Source organism: Arthrobacter sp. zg-Y769 (assembly GCF_020907405.1).
Lineage (GTDB): Bacteria > Actinomycetota > Actinomycetes > Actinomycetales > Micrococcaceae > Arthrobacter_B.
Genome location: NZ_JAJJOE010000009.1, coordinates 205,116 through 224,359 on the forward strand (window position 1 = coordinate 205,116; position 19,244 = coordinate 224,359).

At 66.0% G+C, this 19,244-nt stretch carries 19 protein-coding genes; 11 read left to right on the top strand and 8 right to left on the bottom strand.

Features of this window, described 5'->3' with window-relative positions:
- Positions 1 to 55: 55 nt before the first annotated feature.
- Positions 56 to 613: a hypothetical protein gene (locus LOC60_RS09870; RefSeq protein WP_230024744.1), complete on the bottom strand. Its 558-nt coding sequence runs from the start codon at positions 611 to 613 to the stop codon at positions 56 to 58.
- Between the two features lie 212 nt (positions 614 to 825).
- Here LOC60_RS09870 and LOC60_RS09875 point away from each other — a divergent pair, with 212 nt between their 5' ends.
- Positions 826 to 2,220, top strand: a complete 1,395-nt coding sequence (locus tag LOC60_RS09875) for an ABC transporter substrate-binding protein (RefSeq protein WP_230024745.1) — start codon at positions 826 to 828, stop codon at positions 2,218 to 2,220.
- Between the two features lie 138 nt (positions 2,221 to 2,358).
- Here LOC60_RS09875 and LOC60_RS09880 read toward each other — a convergent pair whose 3' ends face one another.
- The 4 genes from LOC60_RS09880 to LOC60_RS09895 form a co-directional block, all read right to left on the bottom strand.
- On the bottom strand, positions 2,359 to 3,105 hold the full coding sequence (locus LOC60_RS09880) for an ABC transporter ATP-binding protein (RefSeq protein WP_230024746.1): 747 nt from the start codon (positions 3,103 to 3,105) through the stop codon (positions 2,359 to 2,361).
- Positions 3,102 to 4,061, bottom strand: coding sequence for an ABC transporter ATP-binding protein (locus LOC60_RS09885; protein ID WP_230024929.1), 960 nt, complete (start codon positions 4,059 to 4,061; stop codon positions 3,102 to 3,104). Before LOC60_RS09885 ends, LOC60_RS09880 begins: the two co-directional genes overlap by 4 nt.
- 119 nt (positions 4,062 to 4,180) lie before the next feature.
- The gene (locus LOC60_RS09890) at positions 4,181 to 5,161 is read right to left on the bottom strand and encodes a branched-chain amino acid ABC transporter permease (RefSeq protein ID WP_230024748.1); all 981 of its coding nucleotides are present in this window, start codon (positions 5,159 to 5,161) and stop codon (positions 4,181 to 4,183) included.
- Positions 5,162 to 5,175: 14 nt separating this feature from the next.
- On the bottom strand, positions 5,176 to 6,471 hold the full coding sequence (locus LOC60_RS09895) for a branched-chain amino acid ABC transporter permease (protein ID WP_230024931.1): 1,296 nt from the start codon (positions 6,469 to 6,471) through the stop codon (positions 5,176 to 5,178).
- A gap of 344 nt (positions 6,472 to 6,815) precedes the next feature.
- Between LOC60_RS09895 and LOC60_RS09900 the strand changes: the two genes are divergently transcribed.
- The 6 genes from LOC60_RS09900 to LOC60_RS09925 all read left to right on the top strand — a co-directional run bounded on the left by LOC60_RS09900 (position 6,816) and on the right by LOC60_RS09925 (position 12,744).
- Positions 6,816 to 7,655, top strand: coding sequence for a Bax inhibitor-1/YccA family protein (locus LOC60_RS09900; protein WP_230024749.1), 840 nt, complete (start codon positions 6,816 to 6,818; stop codon positions 7,653 to 7,655).
- Between the two features lie 261 nt (positions 7,656 to 7,916).
- Entirely contained in the window at positions 7,917 to 8,636 is a 720-nt protein-coding gene (locus tag LOC60_RS09905) for a GAF and ANTAR domain-containing protein (RefSeq protein ID WP_230024750.1), read from the top strand.
- A gap of 31 nt (positions 8,637 to 8,667) precedes the next feature.
- Positions 8,668 to 9,630 carry an aldose 1-epimerase family protein gene (locus LOC60_RS09910; RefSeq protein ID WP_230024751.1) on the top strand — a complete coding sequence of 321 codons (963 nt, stop codon included), beginning with the start codon at positions 8,668 to 8,670 and terminating at the stop codon, positions 9,628 to 9,630.
- 48 nt (positions 9,631 to 9,678) lie between these two features.
- Positions 9,679 to 10,926 (top strand): AI-2E family transporter, encoded by a 1,248-nt coding sequence (locus LOC60_RS09915; protein WP_230024752.1) that lies wholly within the window; start codon positions 9,679 to 9,681, stop codon positions 10,924 to 10,926.
- Positions 10,923 to 12,164: a threonine ammonia-lyase gene (ilvA, locus tag LOC60_RS09920; protein ID WP_230024753.1), complete on the top strand. Its 1,242-nt coding sequence runs from the start codon at positions 10,923 to 10,925 to the stop codon at positions 12,162 to 12,164. The genes LOC60_RS09915 and ilvA overlap by 4 nt, the downstream gene beginning before the upstream one ends.
- 4 nt (positions 12,165 to 12,168) lie before the next feature.
- The gene (locus LOC60_RS09925) at positions 12,169 to 12,744 is read left to right on the top strand and encodes a rhomboid family intramembrane serine protease (RefSeq protein ID WP_230024755.1); all 576 of its coding nucleotides are present in this window, start codon (positions 12,169 to 12,171) and stop codon (positions 12,742 to 12,744) included.
- Between the two features lie 34 nt (positions 12,745 to 12,778).
- On the opposite strand, the gene greA is transcribed toward LOC60_RS09925, so the two are convergent.
- Both greA and LOC60_RS09935 read right to left on the bottom strand, forming a co-directional pair.
- Positions 12,779 to 13,270 (bottom strand): transcription elongation factor GreA, encoded by a 492-nt coding sequence (gene greA, locus LOC60_RS09930; RefSeq protein ID WP_230024756.1) that lies wholly within the window; start codon positions 13,268 to 13,270, stop codon positions 12,779 to 12,781.
- Positions 13,271 to 13,493: 223 nt separating this feature from the next.
- Entirely contained in the window at positions 13,494 to 13,952 is a 459-nt protein-coding gene (locus tag LOC60_RS09935; RefSeq protein WP_230024757.1) for a DUF4307 domain-containing protein, read from the bottom strand.
- 56 nt (positions 13,953 to 14,008) lie between these two features.
- Between LOC60_RS09935 and mca the strand changes: the two genes are divergently transcribed.
- Genes mca through LOC60_RS09950 form a run of 3 tightly spaced genes read left to right on the top strand, consistent with a single transcriptional unit; the run spans position 14,009 to position 17,436 of the window.
- Positions 14,009 to 14,926: a mycothiol conjugate amidase Mca gene (gene mca / locus LOC60_RS09940; RefSeq protein WP_230024758.1), complete on the top strand. Its 918-nt coding sequence runs from the start codon at positions 14,009 to 14,011 to the stop codon at positions 14,924 to 14,926.
- 52 nt (positions 14,927 to 14,978) lie between these two features.
- Positions 14,979 to 15,311, top strand: a complete 333-nt coding sequence (locus tag LOC60_RS09945; protein WP_230024759.1) for a hypothetical protein — start codon at positions 14,979 to 14,981, stop codon at positions 15,309 to 15,311.
- Positions 15,312 to 15,321: 10 nt separating this feature from the next.
- On the top strand, positions 15,322 to 17,436 hold the full coding sequence (locus tag LOC60_RS09950) for a thioredoxin domain-containing protein (protein WP_230024760.1): 2,115 nt from the start codon (positions 15,322 to 15,324) through the stop codon (positions 17,434 to 17,436).
- A gap of 6 nt (positions 17,437 to 17,442) precedes the next feature.
- On the opposite strand, the gene trhA is transcribed toward LOC60_RS09950, so the two are convergent.
- Complete coding sequence (gene trhA / locus LOC60_RS09955; RefSeq protein ID WP_230024762.1) at positions 17,443 to 18,195, bottom strand: PAQR family membrane homeostasis protein TrhA; 753 nt, start codon at positions 18,193 to 18,195, stop codon at positions 17,443 to 17,445.
- A 184-nt stretch (positions 18,196 to 18,379) separates the two neighbouring features.
- Here trhA and LOC60_RS09960 point away from each other — a divergent pair, with 184 nt between their 5' ends.
- The gene (locus tag LOC60_RS09960; RefSeq protein ID WP_230024763.1) at positions 18,380 to 19,141 is read left to right on the top strand and encodes an isoprenyl transferase; all 762 of its coding nucleotides are present in this window, start codon (positions 18,380 to 18,382) and stop codon (positions 19,139 to 19,141) included.
- Positions 19,142 to 19,244 lie beyond the last annotated feature (103 nt).

The following is a 19,244-nucleotide window of genomic DNA, read 5'->3' on the forward strand; positions in this document are numbered from 1 at the left end:
TGCGGGGAATGCCCGCAGGAATTTCCCGGGTAACCCGATGCGGGCCCTTGGCAGCCTAGCCGCGCGCTGACCGGTTGCGGTGCCGCAGCAGGAGCCCGCCGGCCAGCAGGCCGAGGATAACCACAGCCGCGACCGCCGGAAGGACCAGGTCCGAGCCGGTGCGTTCCTCATCCACTGCCTCCGTGGAGGACGGCGAGGGGGAGGGCGTGCGGCTGGGACCCGGAGACGGCGTGCCGGTCTGTTCCGTAAGCACGCCGGCGTCACCGGTTCCGCCGGGGGTGCCGGCGGGGGTGCCCGGTGCAGGCGTGGGCTCCACCGGATCCGGTGTCGTGTGCGCCGGTACCTGGGGAACCGGAGCCGGAACCGGGACGGCCGGGACCGCTTCCGAGTAGTGGCCGGTTGCAGGATCGTAGCTGCTTTCGCCCGGGTTGTAGGACGGAACGGGCACAGCGGGGCTGTAGGTGCTGACGACGCACGTCTCCACCCCGTCGACGACGGCGGGAAGGGACCCCGGCGCGCACTCCAGCGCCTGTGCCGGAGCGGCCGGCCCCATCAGGAGCATGGCCGCGACAGGAAGTGCGGAAGCGGCAGTGGACAGGCGTGGAATGTGCATTTATTTCCCCCAAGAGAACAGTTCTATGGCCATCGTATAGGCCCGGCCCACCGTTCCCGGCAAGGGCACGAATGCGTGAATATGACGAGTGTTACAAGGCTGTAACCGAAGCCTCTTATATTCGTCACAATGTTCAACTAGCTTTTCTTCTAATCAGGAACACCTGGTAATTGCGTTAAAGGCACCCGCCTTTCGATCGGGGAGAAACTTTTATGACTGCACTACGCACTGCCGGCGGATTGGGCCAGGGCACGGGATACGCCCGCACCGCCAAAATCGCTGCACTTGGACTCGGTTTTGCCTTGTTTGCCAGCGGCTGCAGCGGCGGTGGAGACTCGTCCGCGGAAGATAATGCGGGAGCTGCAGAGACCGAGACCGCCGCTGCCTCGGTCCTGTCCTGCCCGGAAAGCCAGGGGGGAACGGGGGAAGACCCGGGTGCCAAGGGTGATCCTGCGGCAGTGCCCGCCTCCACGGGCACCACGGACGTACCGCTCAAGATCGGTACGCTGCTGCCCACCACCGGTTCGCTTGCCTACCTCGGCCCGCCGGAGATTGCCGGCACCAACCTGGCAGTTAAGGAAATCAACGACGTCGGTGGCGTCCTCGGCAAGGACATCGAAATTGTCCACCGTGACTCCGGTGACACCACCACGGATATCGCCACGCAGTCGGTAAACGACCTGCTCAGCCAGGGCGTCAGCGCCATTGTCGGTGCAGCGTCCTCTGGCGTCTCCAAAACGGTGATCGGCAACATCACCGGTGCAGGCGTCATCCAGTTCTCCCCGGCCAACACCTCACCGGACTTCACCACTTGGGATGACAACGGACTGTACTGGCGGACCGCACCCTCGGATCTCCTGCAGGGCCGGATCCTGGGCAATTACATCATGTCCTGTGGCGCGCAGACCGTGGGCATGGTCGTGCTTAACGACGCCTATGGCACGGGGCTGCAGAGCAACATAAAGGCCTCGGTTGAAGACGCCGGCGGCCAGGTGGTGGCGTCGGAGATGTTCAATGAGGGCGACTCCCAGTTCAGCAGCCAGGTGGACTCAGTTGTGGCCGCAAAGCCCGACGCCATCGTGGTGATCAGCTTTGACCAGGCCAAGAGCATCGTGCCGCTGCTGACGGCCAAGGGTATTGACTCCAGCCAGTTGTTCTTTGTGGACGGCAATACGTCGGACTACAGCAAGGATCTGGACGCCGGAACCCTTGAAGGGGCGCAGGGAACCATTCCCGGAACCTTCGCATCGGAAAACTTCAAGGAGTCCCTGCTTGGAGTCGATCCGGCGTTGAAGGACTGGTCCTACGCGGGTGAAAGCTATGACGCCGTGACCCTCTTGGCGCTCGCCGCCGAGGCCGCGGGCAGCACCGATGGCAAGGCCATGGCCGCCCAGTTGGAGAGCGTCTCCGGCGAGGGCGAGAAATGCTACGACTTTGCCGGCTGTGTGACCATCCTGCGCGGCGGCGGAGACATCGATTATGACGGCTACTCCGGACCGATCACGTTTGATGAGAACGGAGATCCCACGGAAGCCTTCATCGGTATCTACCAGTACGACGCTGACAACGTGCCGCAGCCGAGCCGCTCCGAATCGGGCCAGCTGTAACTGAAGTAGAAAAGCAAGGAAGAAGCCCCCGCCGGTTCCGGCGGGGGCTTCTTCCTTGCTGACTGTCCTCTGACGATGTCTCCCGGGAGGGGGTGGAGTGTTACGCGGCTCCCGGACCCTTCCTTAGGCCGGGAGGGACTAGGCCGTCTCGGCCAGGGTGCCCAGGTAGAGCTGGATGACCTTCGGATCCTTCATGAGTTCGCGCCCGGTACCGGTGTAGGCGTCCCGGCCCTGGTCCAGCACGTACGCCCGGTCACAGATCTGCAGGCAGCGGCGGGCATTCTGTTCCACCATGATCACGGAGACTCCTGCCCGGTTGATCTCATGCACCCGCAGGAACGCCTCGTCCTGCTTGACGGGGGAGAGGCCGGCGGAGGGTTCGTCCAGCAGCAGCACGGCGGGATCCATCATCAGGGCACGGCCCATGGCGACCATCTGGCGTTCACCGCCGGACAGGGAACCCGCCCGCTGGGCACGGCGCTTGGCCAGCTCGGGGAACACGCCGGCCACGAAATCGAAGCGTTCCCGAAAAGTCCTGGGCGCCTGGTAGACGCCCATCTGCAGGTTCTCCTCGATGGTCAGGGAGGGGAAGACATTGTTGTTCTGCGGAACGAATCCCACACCGCGGCTGACGAGCTTGTTGGCCTTGAGCCCGGTAAGGTCCTGGCCGCGGACCACTACGGTCCCGGAATGCACCTTGACCAGGCCGAACATCGCCTTGAGCAGGGTGGACTTGCCGGCACCGTTGGGTCCGATGATCCCGATCAGCTCTCCCCGGCGGGCTTCGATGCTGCAGCCGTTGAGGATGTTCACCCCGGGGATGTACCCCGCCACGAGGTCGGTCACCTTGACCACCGAGTCGCCGTCAAATGCCTCCGCGCTCATGCCTGGTCCTTCCGCTCGTCGTGGCGCCGGGCCGATGCCCCGGCAGATTGGGTGGCGGGTTCGGTTCCCACCGAGGACTCGGCGTCGTGCTCCAGCTCCGCCTCCAGTTTTTCGAAACCCTCCGAATCGGCGAGGTCCACGTCATGGTGGGCGCCCAGATAGGCGTCGATCACGGCTTGGTCCTTCATGACCTCGGAAGGCGGCCCCTCGGCCACCACTTTGCCTTCGGCCATGACCACCACCCAGTCGGCAATGTGGCGGACCATGTGCATGTCGTGCTCGACGAAGAGGACGGTCATACCCTCGGCCTTTAGGTTCTTGATGTGGTCCAGCAGGGACTGGGTCAGCGCCGGGTTCACGCCGGCCATGGGCTCATCCAGCATGACCAGTTTGGGGCGGACCATCAGGGCCCGGGCCATCTCCAGCAGCTTGCGCTGCCCGCCGGAGAGGGACGCTGCATAGTCGCCCCGCTTGGTGTCCAGCTTGAACTTGGCCAGCAGGACGTCGGCCTGTTCGGTGATCTCCTTTTCCCGCTGGCGCCACAGCGGAGGCAGCAGCGCCCGCCGGAGGGATTCCCCCGGCTGGGCGGTGGCACCCAGGCGCATGTTCTCCAGGACGGTCAGCTTGCCCATGACCTTGGTCAGCTGGAAGGTGCGGACCATGCCGAGGCGTGCCACCTTGTAGGCGGAAACCCCGGCCAGGTCTTTGCCCTCGAACTGCCAGGTGCCCGACTGGGGCGTGTCGAAGCCGGTCAGCAGGTTGAAAAGAGTCGTTTTCCCGGCACCGTTGGGGCCGATCAGTGCGGTGATCTTATGCCGCGGAATCTCCACGTGCTCAACATCCACGGCGTTGATTCCGCCGTAGGTCCGGGTGACGTTTTCCGCCACCAGGATCGGATCCCGCTTGGCACATCCCGGGCCGATCCCACCTTGTGCGATGGGACGGGTGTCGTCCATGTATTCGTTGGCCGCGGCCGCCGGAGTGACGGGACCGGCGTGGGGTGCTTCAGCTTCCGTACCGGCTGCGTGCGCCCCTGAGGCGCGCGCTTCCGCCCGGGGCTCATCTGCTTGGTGGCTCATGCGAACGACAGCTCCTTCTTGTTGCCCAGAATGCCCTGTGGCCGGAAGATCATCAGCAGCATCAGGGCTACGCCAACAAGGATGTAGCGGATCTGGCCTGCCTGGGTAGTGGTGATGAACGTGATGTACCCGGATTCAATGGCGCCGTAAAGCAGACCCTGCGTGACGGAGAGGATGGCCCAGAAGATCATCGACCCCAGGACCGGTCCCAGCACGGTGGACATTCCGCCCAGGAGCAGGGCCGTGTAGAGGTAGAAGGTCAGCTCGGTCCCGTAGTTTGCCGGCTGCACGGCGTCCCGGGGGAGGGTGAAGATGATTCCGGCCAGCGAGCCCAGGAGTCCGCCGATGACCAGCGCCTGCATTTTGTAGGCGTACACATTCTTGCCCAGGGCACGGACGGCATTTTCGTCCTCCCTGATGCCCTTGAGCACGCGGCCCCAGGGGCTGCGGATCAGCATCCACACCAGGAGGCAGGCGAGGGCCACCAGGCTCCAGGCCACCAGGCGGATCCAAAGGTCCCGCTCGTTCATGGAGACGGGGCCGAGGCTGTAGGAGCCGGCCGGTATGGGGTTTAGGGCGTAGAAGCTGCCGGTAAACGCGGCGAGGCCGTTGGCGGATCCGGTCACCGGTGTCATGGAGTTGGTGGTGACGATGTACCGGATGATCTCGGCGGCGGCAATGGTAACGATGGCAAGGTAGTCCGCACGGAGGCGAAGCGTGGGTATGCCCAGGATGACGGCAAACACCGCGGATGCCAGTAGGGCGATCAGCAGCGCCAGCGGCAGCGGGGCATTGAAGGAGAGGATCGGTATGGCGAAGCCGTAGGCGCCGACGGCCATGAATCCGGCCTGGCCGAAGTTCAGCAGGCCGGTGTAGCCGAAGTGCACGGCCAGCCCGAGGGCGGCCAGTGCGTACGCGGCCGTGGTGGGGCTGATGATTTCGGTGAAGGCACCGAGAAGAATGTTGGCGAAATCCATCTGTAGCTAAGCCCCTAACCTATGCGCTCGCGGCGGCCGAGGAGTCCCTGCGGCCGGACCAGCAGGACAAGAATCATGATGACCAGGGCGCCCACGTATTTCAGGTCCGCCTCCAGCCAGAGGGTGGAGATCTCCACGAAGAGGCCTACCAGGACGGATCCGACCAGTGCCCCGAACACCGTGCCGAGGCCGCCGAGGGTCACTCCGGCGAAGATCAGCAGCAGGATCTGCTGGCCCATGTTGAAGGACACGCCTGGGCGGTAGTACGCCCAGAGGATGCCGCCCATAGCGGCAAGGGCTCCACCGATGACCCAGACGAGCCGGATGACCCGGTCCACGTCAATGCCCGACGCCGCGGCCAGGGCGGGGTTGTCCGCCACCGCGCGGGTGGCCTTGCCGATCCGGGTGCGCAGCAGCAGGAGCGCGACCACCAGGATGACCGCCAGGCTGACGATCAGGGACACCAGGGTATTCCGGGGAATGGACACGGGGCCGAGTTCCAATATCGGGCTTTGGGAGCCCGGCAGCTGCTGGGTTCCGCCGCCGAAGAAGAACAGGACGGTGTAGCGCACTGCCACGGCGAGGCCGATGCTGACGATCATCATGGGCACCAGGCCGGTGCCGCGGCGTCGCAGCGGCTTCCAGATACCGGCGTCCTGCACGTAGCCAAAGGCCGCGCCGCCCACTACCGCCAGCGGAAGTGCGACCCAGAGCGGCATGCCCAGTGAGGCGAAGGCGAAGGCCAGGATGGCGCCCAGAGTCACCATTTCTCCATGGGCGAAGTTGGTCAGGCCGGTGGTACCGAAGATCAGCGAGAGACCAACGGCGCTCAGCGCCAGCAGGAGTCCGAAGCTCAGGCCCGCCACGGCGCGCTCGAGCAGCAGGGACCCGAAGCTTTCCTCCTGCAGCACGATGCCTTCACCCAGCAGGAACAGGGTGGTGATGTTGGTGGTGTTGGCAAAGGTGACGGTGCGCGGGTTCTCCTGGCCTTCCGCCAGGGCGACACCGTCCGGAAGGGTGGATTCGTCCAGTTCCACTTCATACGCACCCTGCTGCGGGACGCCGATGGACCAGGAGCCGTTTGCCCCGGTGACGGCTTCGCCCTCGTACCCGTTGCCGGTCGCGGTGATTTTCACCCCCTCCAGCGGGGTGCCCTCATTCTTGATGACGCCGCTGATCCGGTCGCGGTAGTCCGCCCCGGGGGCGGGACTAGTGGCTGACGGCGAGGCGTCAGGCGTTGCCGTTGTCGCGGACGCGGCTGGAGCCGCGAGCAGCAGGGCAGCGAACATTGCTGCCACCGCCGCCAGCATCCCCAAGTACCGGGTCAGCGCCGATGTTCTTACCAAGTTCTGAAACCTCCACGCAGGGCTGCGGAACCGAAGAAGCGGCGCGCAGGCGGGCAGATGTGACACGGGTCACCGATTGGGGAACATGCTACCCACGATTTGTTTCAGGCAGTGACGTTTATCCCGGCGCGCATGTCGCGATCGGGTAACGAGTCCGTTTCCACAGGCAAGGGTCCGGGTCGCTCCGGGACCCGCATGTACCGAACTGTTACCCGGAAGCACTGAATTTCCGGGAATCCCCGGCCCCCGGTGATCGTTGTGATTGGTAGGCTGGGCTGAAACAGCCCCCCAGATGGAGGACAGATTCAATGGCACTTGGCGGAAATCCGGTTTTCAACGGTAAAAACTTCCGTTCCCAGACCCGCGGCGGCACCGCCACGGGTTCACTGGCAACTGACAACAGCTACATGACCCCGCAGCAGCTGCAGGACCTTTACACGGCTCCTTCGGCGAAGCCGTCGGACATGGGCCGCATGACCTACGACGACGTCATCATGAAGACGGTCTTCTGCCTGGCAATGGTCCTGGTAGGTGCAGCGGTCCCCACCTTCCTGCTGCCGGGGATCGGCGGCGGCCTGATGATCCTGGGTGCCCTGGGCGGATTCGTCCTGGGCCTGGTCAACGCCTTCAAGCGTGAGCCGGTTCCGGCACTGATCCTGGCCTACGCGTTCCTTGAAGGTATGTTCCTCGGTGGCCTCACCGCTGTCCTGGACGGGATGTACCCCGGCGTCGGGCTCCAGGCCGTGCTGGGCACGCTGGCGGTCTTCGGCGTCACGCTGGTGCTGTTCCGCAGCGGCAAGGTCCGGGCCACGCCGAAGGCAGTGCGTTTCTTCATGATCGCCATCATCGGCTACGCGGTCTTCTCCCTGCTCAACGTCGGCCTGATGATCTTCGGCGGGGTACAGGACCCGTGGGGCCTGCGCGGAGCCGAAATCTTCGGGATCCCGCTGGGCGTCTTCATCGGCGTCCTGGCCATTGGACTGGCGGCGTTCTCGCTGATCATGGACTTCACGTCCATTGAACAGGGCGTCAAGGCCGGCACCCCGGAGCGTTACTCCTGGACTGCAGCGTTCGGCCTGACCGTCACGCTGGTGTGGCTGTACGTGGAGATCATCCGTCTCCTGTCGATCCTGCGCGGCAGCGACTAATCTGCGCGGTAATGACTGAACGGTAGTACTCCCGGAAGGACCGCAGGCGCAAAGCCTGCGGTCCTTCCGTTGTTAAGCCGCACCGAACACTGCCGCACCCGCCCGCCAATATGGGCCCGGACTCTGGGCACAGTAGGCAGGCGGACGTAGCATGGCGGCGGGGCGTCCCGCCGCGGGGCCGGCCCCGGGGCAACTGTGCACGAAGGACGGGCGGGACGGCGCACTGCGCGGGGCTGACCGCAGTTGGAGAAGGAGTCTTCTATGGCCGAACCAGAGCAGCAGTCGGTGGTTAACGAGCTCGTCTCCGCCCTGCTGGCCGGAACGGACACGGACGTATTCCTCGCCGAAGCGGCCGCTACCGCCGCCCGCCGGTTGGGCCTGTCCCCGCCGGACGGCTGCTCGATTGCCGTTGAGCGCAGCCGCCGGCCGCTCCTTACCGCCCGGACCCACGGACTGCCCCCCACCCCATCCGAGTATGGACCAGGCAGCCCGGCCGGCACGGTGCTGGGCGGCGGACCCGACGTCGTGCTGCCGGACCTCGCCGCGGAACGGCGATGGGCGGTCCCGAACGAGGCCGACGGGGCCGTCGGCTCCGGCATCCGGTCGATTGCCGCCGTCGCCCTGCCGCTGGAGGGGGGCCGCGCGGTCCTGTGCTGTTATGCCGCGCGGCCATACGCATTCGAACCGGGCGGGATTGCCGGTGTGCGTGCCGTTGCCGCCGAAATAGCCAAGGTCCTCCGCCTGGTGCTGCTACTTGATGCGCAGGCGAACCGGGCGGCGAACCTGCAGGCGGCGCTGGAATCGCGGACGGTCGTGGACCTGGCGGCGGGCATCATCATGGGGCAGAACGGGTGCAGCCAGCAGGCAGCGATCGATATCCTCCGCAGCGTCTCCAACAGCCGCAATATTAAAATCCGCAACGTCGCGGCCGGGGTGGTGGCTGCCGTAAGCGATCGGGTGAGTACCCATTTCGATGAGTGAACACCGGGGCGCGCGGGTAGGATTGTGCGGCATGGACGCAACCGGCAGCGAATCGACGGAGGCCTACCCGGCCACCGGCCCGCAATACGAAATCAGCCGCGGCGGCGCCCGCGCCGTCATCGCATCCCTGGCCGGCGCACTGCGCAGGTACACGGTTGACGGCGTGGACCTGGTGCAGACGTACCCGGACAGCGCCATTCCTCCCTCCGCCAATGGCGTGCTCCTTGCGCCCTGGCCCAACCGGGTAGCGGACGGACGCTGGACGCTGGACGGGAAAACCCAGCAGCTGGACATCACTGAGCCCTCCCGCGGGCATGCCAGCCACGGACTGCTGCGCAACACCGGCTACACGGCCCTGGAACAGGTTCCCGGCGCCGTGGAACTGAGTGCCGAAATCTTCCCGCAGCACGGGTATCCGTTCCACCTGCTGCACCGGGCCCGCTACAGCCTCGACGACGACGGCGGACTGCACGTGCGCCAAAGCCTGACGAATGTGGGTGTCGAGGCCGCACCCGTTGCCCTCGGCGCCCATCCGTTCCTGCGGCTCGGCGATGTACCGACCGAAGACCTGGTGCTGACGGTTGCCGCGTCCACCGTGCTGACCGTTGATGACCGCCTCATCCCCAACGGCCGGCAGCAGCCTTCCGGAGCGGCGGACCTCCGGTCCGGAACACGGCTGGGGGAGCTGGAGCTGGACAGTGCCTATACGGACCTGTCCTTCGATGACGATGACACCGGCATCCACCGGCATGTACTGACGGCACCGGACGGACGCACGGTCAGCCTCTGGACCGGCGCCGAATGTGCTTATGTGCACGTGTTCGTGACTGACAAGTTCCCCGGCCAGCGGTGCGCGGTGGCCCTTGAACCGATGACGGCACCGGCCAACGCCCTGAACTCGGGGGAGGGGCTGGTCTGGCTGCCACCGGGGCAGGCCTTTTCGGCCCGGTGGGGCATCCGCGCCGAGCCTGCCGGCGTTAACAGCCGGGGATAGGCACGTAAAGACGGGTCCCGGCGAAGCCCGGTATGGAAAGATGGCCCCATGAAACCCCACGTACGCCGGACAGCTGCCCCCCGTGTGCTGCAGGCGGCGGCGGCTAATTCCAACCGGAACAATGACGAAGTCCCCTTCGCCCTGCGGGTAAGTGCCGCCTGGGCCTGGCGCGTCGGAGTTGTGTTGATTGTCGGCGCCGGGCTGGTCTGGATCCTCAGCCACTTCTCGCTGCTGATTATCCCGCTGATGATCGCGGCGCTGCTGGCCGGGCTGCTGTCACCGGTCTCGAACTGGCTGCGGCGGAACCGGCTCCCCGGCGGATTGTCGGTGGCCGTGACCATCGTGGCCTTCCTCGCCGTCATTACCGCCGCGCTGACCCTGGTGGGACGCCAGCTCGCCCTCGGGTTCCGGGACCTCTGGGGAGAAACGCTTGCGGGGGTCCGCCAGGTCCAGGAGTGGTTGTCCTCCGGTCCGTTGAACATCTCCGCCGGCCAGATGGACTCCTTGTTCGATGAAGCCACCAATACCCTGCAGAACAACTCGGCAAACATCCTTTCCGGAGCCCTCAGCGTGGGCAGCAGTGCCGGACACTTCGCCGCAGGCATCCTGCTGACCCTCTTCGCCCTGGTCTTCTTCCTGCTGGACGGCCGCCGCATCTGGGAATTCACCTCCGGGCTGCTGCCGCGCAGGGCACGCCCCGCCGCCTACGGAGCCGGAATCCACGGCTGGGAATCCATGGTCAACTACGTCCGGGTGCAGGTGGTGGTGGCACTCATCGATGCCATCGGCATCGGCGGCGGAGCGGCCCTCATCGGTGTTCCGCTGGCACTGCCGCTCGCGGTCCTGGTGTTCCTGGGCTCGTTCGTGCCGTTGGTGGGCGCCTTCGTCACCGGCTTCGTGGCCGTCCTGCTGGCGCTGGTCGCGAACGGCGGAATCAACGCATTGATCATGCTGGGCATTGTCCTGCTGGTGCAGCAGCTGGAATCCCATATCCTCCAGCCGCTGGTTATGGGCCGGGCCGTATCCCTCCACCCCCTGGCGGTGATCCTGGCCGTCACGGGCGGAACCCTCGCCGCAGGGATCCCCGGAGCCCTGTTCTCCGTGCCGCTGCTGGCCATCCTCAACACGATGATCCGGTACATTGCAGCGCGCGGCTGGGAGGATGACCCGGCCATGGATCAGGAGGGGGAAGAGGACGACGACGGCCGTTCCCCCGCACCGGGGGAAGACGCTTCCGGCACGGAGGATGCGGGCACCGAGGAAACATTGGCTACAGAGGAAGAGCGCAGCCCATGACCGATCTCGCCAACCTGCCCGTCACCCTGGACGACATCCGGGCGGCGGCGAAGCTGCTAGACGGCGTTATTGCCCACACACCCGTAGAGATGTCACGGGCCCTGGCGCGGGAGACCGGATCCCCGGTCTACCTCAAGTGTGAAAACCTCCAGCGTGCGGGCTCCTTCAAGGTCCGCGGCGCGTACGTCCGCATGGCTAAGCTGTCCCCCTCCGACAAAGCGCGGGGCGTCGTAGCGGCTTCCGCCGGGAACCATGCCCAGGGGGTGGCGGTGGCAGCGGCCCGGCTGGGCATCGCCGCCCGCATCTACATGCCGTTGGGGGTGGCGCTGCCCAAGCTGGCCGCCACCAGGGGGCACGGCGCGGAAGTCATCCTGCACGGCCATACCGTGGACGAAGCCCTGGCGGAGGCCCAGCGGTACGCCGACCAATCGGGTGCCGTTTTTGTCCACCCCTTCGACAACGTGGATGTGGTGGCCGGGCAGGGGACCATCGGGCTCGAGCTCCTGGACCAGATACCTGATCTGGACACCGTGCTGATGGGGGTGGGCGGCGGCGGACTGCTCGCCGGCGTCGCCGTCGCGCTCAAATCCCGCGCACGGGAGCTGGGGCGCGAAATCCGGATCATTGGCGTGCAGGCGGAAAACGCGGCGTCGTATCCGCCGTCGCTGGCAGCTGACGCCCTGGTGCCGCTTACCCGCGTCAGCACCATCGCGGACGGCATCGCCGTCGGAAGCCCCGGACAGCTGCCGTTCTCGATCATCCGGGAACTGGTGGACGATGTAGTGACCGTGAGCGAGGATTCCCTGGCCCGCGCGCTGATTTTCCTCCTCGAGCGTGCCAAGATGGTCGTGGAACCGGCGGGGGCCGTGGGAGTCGCAGCCCTGATGGACGGGAAGATAGAAAACCCCGGGAACACAGCGGTGATCCTCTCCGGCGGCAACATTGATCCGATGCTGATGCTGAAGGTGATCCAGCGTGGACTGGCCGCTGCGGGCCGTTACCTGGTGGTCCGTATGCTCCTTGATGACCGTCCCGGGTCATTGGCCACCATTTCGCGGATCATTGCGGAATCGGATGCCAATGTCACCGGCGTAGACCACACAAGGGTAGGAGGATCCATCAGCATGGGAGATGTCGCCATCACCATCAACATGGAAACCAAGGGGCACGAGCACTGCGAACTGGTGCTGAAAAACCTGCGCACCGTTGGTTTCCAGCCCGTAGTGCTGACGGGTTAAGCCCATGGCTGCCTCCCGCGTACGAACCGCACTGACCGGCTCGCTGCTGTTTGCCGCCGCACTGTGGGCGGTGTACCTGCTCACGATCCTCATCAAACCGATCGTTTTTCCGCTGCTGGGAATCCTGCCGCGGCAGCTGGAGGGGCTCGACGGCGTGGTGTTCGCGCCGCTGCTGCATGCCGGGCCCTCCCACCTCCTGGGCAACACACTGCCCCTGATTGTTTTTTCGTTCCTGACCCTGCTCGAAGGGGTCCGGCGGTTCGTCTCGGTGCTGGCCATCTCCTGGCTGTGCTCCGGAGTCGGGGTGTGGCTGTTCGGCAGCGGACTGACCGTGGGTGTTTCGGGCGTGGTGTTCGGATTGTTCGCGTATCTGATCGTCCGCGGCTTCTATAACCGGAACCTCGCCCAGATCCTGCTCAGCGGCGTGCTGTTCCTGATCTACGGATCAATTCTCTGGGGTATTTTCCCCACGTCCTGGGGCGTCTCGTGGCAGGCACATCTGTTCGGGGCAGCCGGCGGGGTGCTGGCCGCCGTCGTGCTGCGCCGGGAGGCGCCAACACAAAGGCGGGCCCTCCCGTAGGAGAGGCCCGCCTGCAGTTCCTGGGTGGAAAAACCTAAGCGACGTACGGCTTGGCGGAGATGATTTCCACGGTGATGCTCTTGCCGTTCGGCGCGGTGTACGTGGTGCTGTCCCCGGCCTTGAGGCCCTGGATGGACGCACCCAGCGGAGACTTTTCGCTGTAGACGTCGATGCTGCCGTCACCGGCAATCTCGCGGCTGCCCAGCAGGAAGGTTTCCACGTCGCCTGCGACGCGCGCTTCCACCAGCATGCCCGGCTCAACTACGCCGTCATCCGCCGGGGATTCACCAACATGTGCGGTTTCAAGGAGCTGGGTCAGCTGGCGGATGCGGGCCTCGGTCTTGCCCTGCTCTTCCTTCGCTGCGTGGTAGCCGCCGTTTTCCTTGAGGTCGCCCTCAGAGCGTGCCTGCTCGATGCGGGCAACAATCTCCGTCCGTCCGGGGCCGGACAGATGCTCAAGTTCCGCCTTGAGGCGGTCGTAAGACTCCTGCGTGAGCCAGGCGACAGGTGCGCTGTTGGTTGACACGGGTATCTCCTTATATAAACGTCCGGGCCATCGATTGGTCCGGCATGGCTGGATGCCCGCCGGCCGGATTGGCCTGACAAGCAAAGACCCCGCCGGGCGGAGGCCGTCTGGTTTGGAATCTCAACCAAAGACCAGCCGGTCACCTGGGCGGGGCATGTCGTGCTTTCCATACTAGTTTGCCCGGGGGCTTAACCCAATATGCGGGACGAACGGGTAACGGGGGCTAATCCCCGTCCACGATCCAGCAGCTATTCACCCCGCCGGTGACCGCCGGGGAGTCCGTGCGGAGTTCAACCTGCCGGGTGCTGCTTTCCGGTGCGTCCGGACCCAGGATTACTGTCTTCCAGCCTACGACGGCGTAGCTTTCGTTGAGCGCCTGAATGGCGCAGGCAGCGGTACTGCCGGCCGATTTGTCGACCTTGAAATCCACCAGCACGCGTCCGTCCTCCGGAAGGCTGAAGCCCACGTCCTTCGACGTCACCGTTCCGGTGGAGGAGGGGATGTTCATCCACGCAGCGGCCACTACGCCGGCAGTCACAGCAGTGGACACCGCGATGATGCGCGCCCGCCGGGACAGGCGCCGCTTGGGGGTGCCGTAGCGATTGGCTAATCTGGACTGGGACGTGGAAACGTCCGGCTGCTGGGGTGCCGACGTCTCGGGACGAGTTTCCGAAGTACTCACACGCCTATTTTAGCCGTCGATTCCATCGTCATAATCCGCTTACATCAGGAGTTGCCTTGTCTGCCCGCGAAAGCACCGAATCCCGGCCCACCGCACCGCTGCGCCTGCTCGCGGTGCATGCCCACCCTGACGACGAGGCCAGCAAGGGCGCTGCCATGATGGCGTCCTACGCCGCTGCCGGTGTCGAGGTAATGGTGGCCACCTGCACCGGCGGTGAACGGGGCTCCATCCTCAACCCCGGCGCCGAAAGCGACCCCGCCGGCAAACGGGACCTCGCCGGACTGCGCCGGAAGGAAATGGCGGCGGCACGGGCTGCCCTGGGAATCCGGCACCGCTGGCTGGGCTTTGCCGACTCAGGCCTGCCCGAGGGTGATCCGCTGCCGGACCTGCCTTTCGGGTGCTTCGCCCTGCAGCCGCTGGAACGGGCAGCGGCGCCGCTGGTGAAGCTGGTCCGTGAGTTCCGCCCGCACGTGATCATCAGCTATGACGAAAACGGCGGTTATCCGCACCCCGACCACATCATGGCCCACAAGGTCGCCGTGGAAGCCTTTGCCGCCGCCGGCGACCCGGCACGGTATCCCGGGACCGGTGCTGCCTGGGAGCCCCTGAAGCTCTACTACGACCGGGCGTTCAACCCCGAGCGGTTCCGCGCACTGCACTTTGCGCTGGAAGAGGCCGGCCTGCAGTCCCCGTACGCCGAACGGATCGCCGCCTGGCAGGAAACCGACACGGAAGGCCACCAGCCGCCCGTGCCCGTGCACTCCACCACCACCCAGATCGAATGCGGGGACTTCTTCGAGGTACGGGATGAGGCCCTGCGCAGCCACCGCACGCAGGTCGATCCGGACGGGTTCTTTTTTGCGGTCAGCCCCGACCTGCAGCGCAAGGTCTGGCCCTGGGAGGACTACTCCCTGATCGAGTCCCGGGTGGAAACCGAGCTGCCCGAAACGGACCTGTTCGCTGGCATACGATAGACCCTAGGAACCAAAGGTTCCGCCGCAGTATCGGCGACTAGAGAGATATACCGTGAACTTCCTGTACAGCCTGGCTACGGCCGTTACCCCGGCACCGGACGAGACCCTCGCGCCGGGAGTTGCCGCAGAAGATGTCACCCCGGGCACGCTGGGGTTCCTCTTTACGCTCTTTGTGGTGATCGCGATCATTTTCCTGATCCGCGACATGACCAAGCGCATCCGCCGGGTCCGCTACCGCGAACAGGTGCTGGCCGAGCAGGAAGCCGCTGCCGCCGCGGATCCGGAAGCTTCCGGGCGCCCGGAGGCCTCCCGGACGGCGCTTTACCTGGACAAGGCCGTGGACGATCCGGCGGACCGGGACACCACCTGGGACCACCTGCGGTAGCGGGCACGCCATGGCCGAGAGACTGAGGAACCAGGCTTCGGCCTATCTGCGCCAGCATGCGGACAATCCTGTTGACTGGTGGCCCTTCGGCGATGCGGCCTTCGCCGAAGCCCGGCGCCGGAATGTTCCGGTCTTTATCTCGGTGGGCTATGCAGCCTGCCACTGGTGCCACGTCATGGCGCATGAATCGTTCGAAGATGCCGCAACGGCGCAGTACCTGAATGAGAACTTCGTCTCGGTGAAGGTGGACCGCGAGGAACGCCCCGACGTTGACGCCGTGTACATGGCTGCCACGCAGGCCCTCACCGGACAGGGTGGCTGGCCCATGAGCGTGTTTACCCTTCCGGACGGCCGCACCTTTTACGCCGGCACCTATTTCCCGCCCCGCCAGCTGCAGGGTATGCCCTCCTTCCGGCAGGTAATGGAAGCGGTTTCCTCCGCCTGGCGGGACCGTCCGGAGGAAGTCGAGACAAGCGCGGCACAGATTGCCGCGCACCTGGCCTCCGCCCAGGCTGGAAACCGCCGGCTCGTCGGCACCCTGGAGCTGGCCGCCGAATCCGGGCCGCTCTCCGGTGACGTGCTTGCGGCCGGCGTCGAGGCCGTGGCGGAGCAGGAAGATCCCCGTTTCGGCGGACTGGGCGGTGCGCCGAAGTTCCCGCCGTCACCCCTGCTGCGGTTCCTGCTGGTTTACGGATCCACTGACCGCCCGGCGGCTGAGGCCGCCGCGTCCGTGGCCGGCCGCACGCTCGAAACCATGGCCCGCAGCGGACTCTACGACCAGCTTGAAGGCGGTTTCGCCCGGTACACCGTGGACCGTGCCTGGGCCATCCCGCACTTCGAAAAGATGCTTTACGACAACGCCCAGCTGCTGCGCCTCTATGCCCATTGGAGCCGCTCGGCACCCACTTCGGACCAGCGGCGGCTGGCCCTGCAGGTCAGCGCCGATACCGCGGACTGGCTGGCGAAACGGCTGCGTGTGGAGGGGGGAGGGTTCGCGTCCTCGCTCGACGCCGATACCCTCGTTGACGGGCACCGCCGGGAGGGTGCCACCTATGTATGGACACCCGATGAGCTCCGCACCGTCCTGGCCGGTTCCGGGGCGGACGCTAACGCTGTGCTCTCCCTGCTGGACCTTGAAACCGGGCGGATGGAGGACGGCGCGTCCACCCTGCATTTCGGGCGCAGCCTGGAGCCGGAGGAGGAGCAGCTCTGGCAGCGCGTGCGGCCCGCGCTGCTGGCCGTGCGGGACCGGCGGCCCCAGCCCGAACGCGATGACAAAGTGGTGGCGGGATGGAACGGCCTGGCCATCGCCGGCCTGGCCGATGCCGCGCTGGCCCTCGGCGACGCCGGGGACCCAGGGGAGAAGGCAGCCGGCCTGCTGGACCTGGCCCGGGAAGCTGCCGGCTACCTGCTGCGCGTCCACCACCGAAACGGCCTGCTGGCACGGGTTTCCCATGCCGGCACCGCCGCTGGAATTGAAGGCCTGCTTGAAGATTATGCCGGTGCCGCGGAGGGGCTGTTTGCGCTCTACGCCGCCACCGGTGAGGAGCAGTGGTACCGCGCCGCAGAGGAGCTGGTGCTGGCCGCCGAGCAGCGCTTCATCGTGGACGGCGTCCTGCAGGACACCGCAGTGCGCACGGACCAGCTCGCAGCCGCACAAGGGTCGCTCTCCGCAGCCGATCCGATGGACGGACCCACTCCCAGCGGCACCGCATTGTTCGCCGGCGTACTGGTGACCTACGCGGCCTATTCCGGGTCCTCGCGGCACCGTGCCATTGCGGAAGCGCTGCTCGCCCACGTGCAGCTGGTGGCGGCGCGCGCACCGCGGGCCGGGGGCTGGGCCATGTCCGTTCTCGTGCAGGCACTGGAGGGACCGCGCGAACTGGCCGTCACCGGCAGCGACCCTGCCCTGGTGGGGCAGCTGCTCCGGGCCGGGCGGACGGCGGGCGGTCCCGCCGTCGTCGTGGCGTCCGGACCCGGCGGGGAAACGTCGGTGCCGCTGCTGCGCGACCGGCCCGCACCGGACGGGGGAGCGCTGGCCTACCTGTGCCGCGGTATGGTCTGCAGCCGCCCGGTGTCCACTCCGGAGGACCTGGCGGCCCAGTTCCGCGCACTGCGTTCCTAGCTGCTCCTAGCCGGCCACCGACCGGACGGCCATCAGGATGGCTGCGTAATGGGCAGCGAAGCCGGCCAGCGTAAAGGCGTGGAAGATCTCGTGGAAGCCGAACCACTCCACGGAGGGGTTCGGCTTCTTCATTGCGTACATGACGGCACCGGCAATGTACATTGCACCGCCGATGCAGATGAGCAGGGCTGCGGTGGGGTTGGTCCGGTAGAAATCCGGAATGTAGAACAGGGACGCGCAGCCCAGGGCAATGTACACGGGTGTGTAGAGCCAGCGGGGGGCATTCAGCCACAGGAGCCGGAACGCGACACCGACCAGGGCGCCGGCCCAGATGATCCACAGCAGGGTCACGGCACTGTCCCGGGGCAGCAGGGACCAGGCCAGCGGCGTGTAGGAACCGGCAATCACCAGCATGATGTTGGTGTGGTCCAGGCGTTTCAGGACCGTTTTGACCTTCGGCGACCAATTGCCGCGGTGATAGACGGCGCTGGTGCCGAACAGCAGCACCCCGGTAAAGGCGTAGACCGCGGAGGCGATCCGGGTGTCGGCCGTGGGAGCGAGAACCACCAGGATGATCCCGGCCACCAGGGCGAGCGGCGTGGCGCCGGCATGCAGCCAGCCGCGCAGCCGGGGCTTGATTTCGAGTTCTTCGGCAACGGCCTCGACGGCGCTTTCCAGGGGGCCCGGTGCGGCCTTCGATTCGGGGTCATGCTGGGCCGGAACCCTTGAGGCAGGGGCATTGAATGGTGACGAATCCATAACGGAAATTCTAACCTACGTTCGGGTAACTTACGGATCCGTAAGCCTCCGCCCGCACCGATCTGCGCTTCGGCAAGCCGAGCTAGCGGTAGCCTAGGAGAAGATTTTTATCCTTTGGGCAGACCCGGGGCAGCGGGACCGTTTGTCGGTGCCCGCTCCGGATCCCAGGCACGTGAGGCAAACAATGAAATTCCCCGGTGTTGTCTACGCCTACTACGAGCGTAAGCTGCGGCGGTCCCTGATCGGAGACCGCATCCCCGAACACATCGGGGTAATGGTGGATGGAAACCGGCGGTGGGCCAAGCTTGCCGGTGCGCCCACCAGCGACGGGCACCAGGCCGGAGCGGACAAGATCCTGGAGTTCCTGGGCTGGTGCCAGGAACTCGGTGTGCGGATGGTGACCCTGTACATGCTGTCTACGGACAACCTCAACCGTGATGCGGACGAGCTGGAACCGCTGCTGGACATTATCGGCAACACCCTGGACCGCCTGGGCGAAGAGGGCAACCTTCGGGTCCAGCCGGTAGGGGCCCTGGAGATCCTCCCGTCCCGGCTGGCCAAGCAGCTCACCGAGCTTGGCGAAAGCACCGGCGACGCCGATGGGCTGCATGTGAACGTGGCCATCGGTTACGGCGGACGGCGGGAAATCGTGGACGCCGTCAAGGAACTCCTGCGGGACGCCGAAGCCGAAGGCAAGGGGATCGCGGAGGTAACCGAGGAAATCTGCGACACCAGGATTTCCGAGTACCTCTATACGCGCGGCCAGCCGGACCCGGAACTGGTGATTAGGACCTCCGGTGAACAGCGCCTCTCCGGCTTCCTGATGTGGCAGAGCGCCTACAGCGAGTTCTACTTCTGCGAAGCGCTCTGGCCGGATTTCCGGCGGGTGGACTTCCTCCGCGCCCTGCGTGACTATGCTAGCCGGCAGCGGCGCTTCGGCTCCTAACGATTCTCCTGCGGCCGCAACAGGCCATGACAGGCCATGACCGGCCGTGTCCTGCTGCGGGGCTGCGCCTAGCGGGCGTACTTTGGTGCTATCGACCGGCAGC

What these genes read in the sequence shown, in the direction of transcription:
- LOC60_RS09870 (WP_230024744.1), bottom strand. Translation starts at nt 613, where the DNA reads ATGCACATTCCACGCCTGTCCACTGCCGCTTCCGCACTTCCTGTCGCG.
- LOC60_RS09875 (WP_230024745.1), top strand. Translation starts at nt 826, where the DNA reads ATGACTGCACTACGCACTGCCGGCGGATTGGGCCAGGGCACGGGATAC.
- LOC60_RS09880 (WP_230024746.1), bottom strand. Translation starts at nt 3,105, where the DNA reads ATGAGCGCGGAGGCATTTGACGGCGACTCGGTGGTCAAGGTGACCGAC.
- LOC60_RS09885 (WP_230024929.1), bottom strand. Translation starts at nt 4,061, where the DNA reads ATGGACGACACCCGTCCCATCGCACAAGGTGGGATCGGCCCGGGATGT.
- LOC60_RS09890 (WP_230024748.1), bottom strand. Translation starts at nt 5,161, where the DNA reads ATGGATTTCGCCAACATTCTTCTCGGTGCCTTCACCGAAATCATCAGC.
- LOC60_RS09895 (WP_230024931.1), bottom strand. Translation starts at nt 6,471, where the DNA reads ATGCTGGCGGCGGTGGCAGCAATGTTCGCTGCCCTGCTGCTCGCGGCT.
- LOC60_RS09900 (WP_230024749.1), top strand. Translation starts at nt 6,816, where the DNA reads ATGGCACTTGGCGGAAATCCGGTTTTCAACGGTAAAAACTTCCGTTCC.
- LOC60_RS09905 (WP_230024750.1), top strand. Translation starts at nt 7,917, where the DNA reads ATGGCCGAACCAGAGCAGCAGTCGGTGGTTAACGAGCTCGTCTCCGCC.
- LOC60_RS09910 (WP_230024751.1), top strand. Translation starts at nt 8,668, where the DNA reads ATGGACGCAACCGGCAGCGAATCGACGGAGGCCTACCCGGCCACCGGC.
- LOC60_RS09915 (WP_230024752.1), top strand. Translation starts at nt 9,679, where the DNA reads ATGAAACCCCACGTACGCCGGACAGCTGCCCCCCGTGTGCTGCAGGCG.
- ilvA (WP_230024753.1), top strand. Translation starts at nt 10,923, where the DNA reads ATGACCGATCTCGCCAACCTGCCCGTCACCCTGGACGACATCCGGGCG.
- LOC60_RS09925 (WP_230024755.1), top strand. Translation starts at nt 12,169, where the DNA reads ATGGCTGCCTCCCGCGTACGAACCGCACTGACCGGCTCGCTGCTGTTT.
- LOC60_RS09950 (WP_230024760.1), top strand. Translation starts at nt 15,322, where the DNA reads ATGGCCGAGAGACTGAGGAACCAGGCTTCGGCCTATCTGCGCCAGCAT.
- trhA (WP_230024762.1), bottom strand. Translation starts at nt 18,195, where the DNA reads ATGGATTCGTCACCATTCAATGCCCCTGCCTCAAGGGTTCCGGCCCAG.
- LOC60_RS09960 (WP_230024763.1), top strand. Translation starts at nt 18,380, where the DNA reads ATGAAATTCCCCGGTGTTGTCTACGCCTACTACGAGCGTAAGCTGCGG.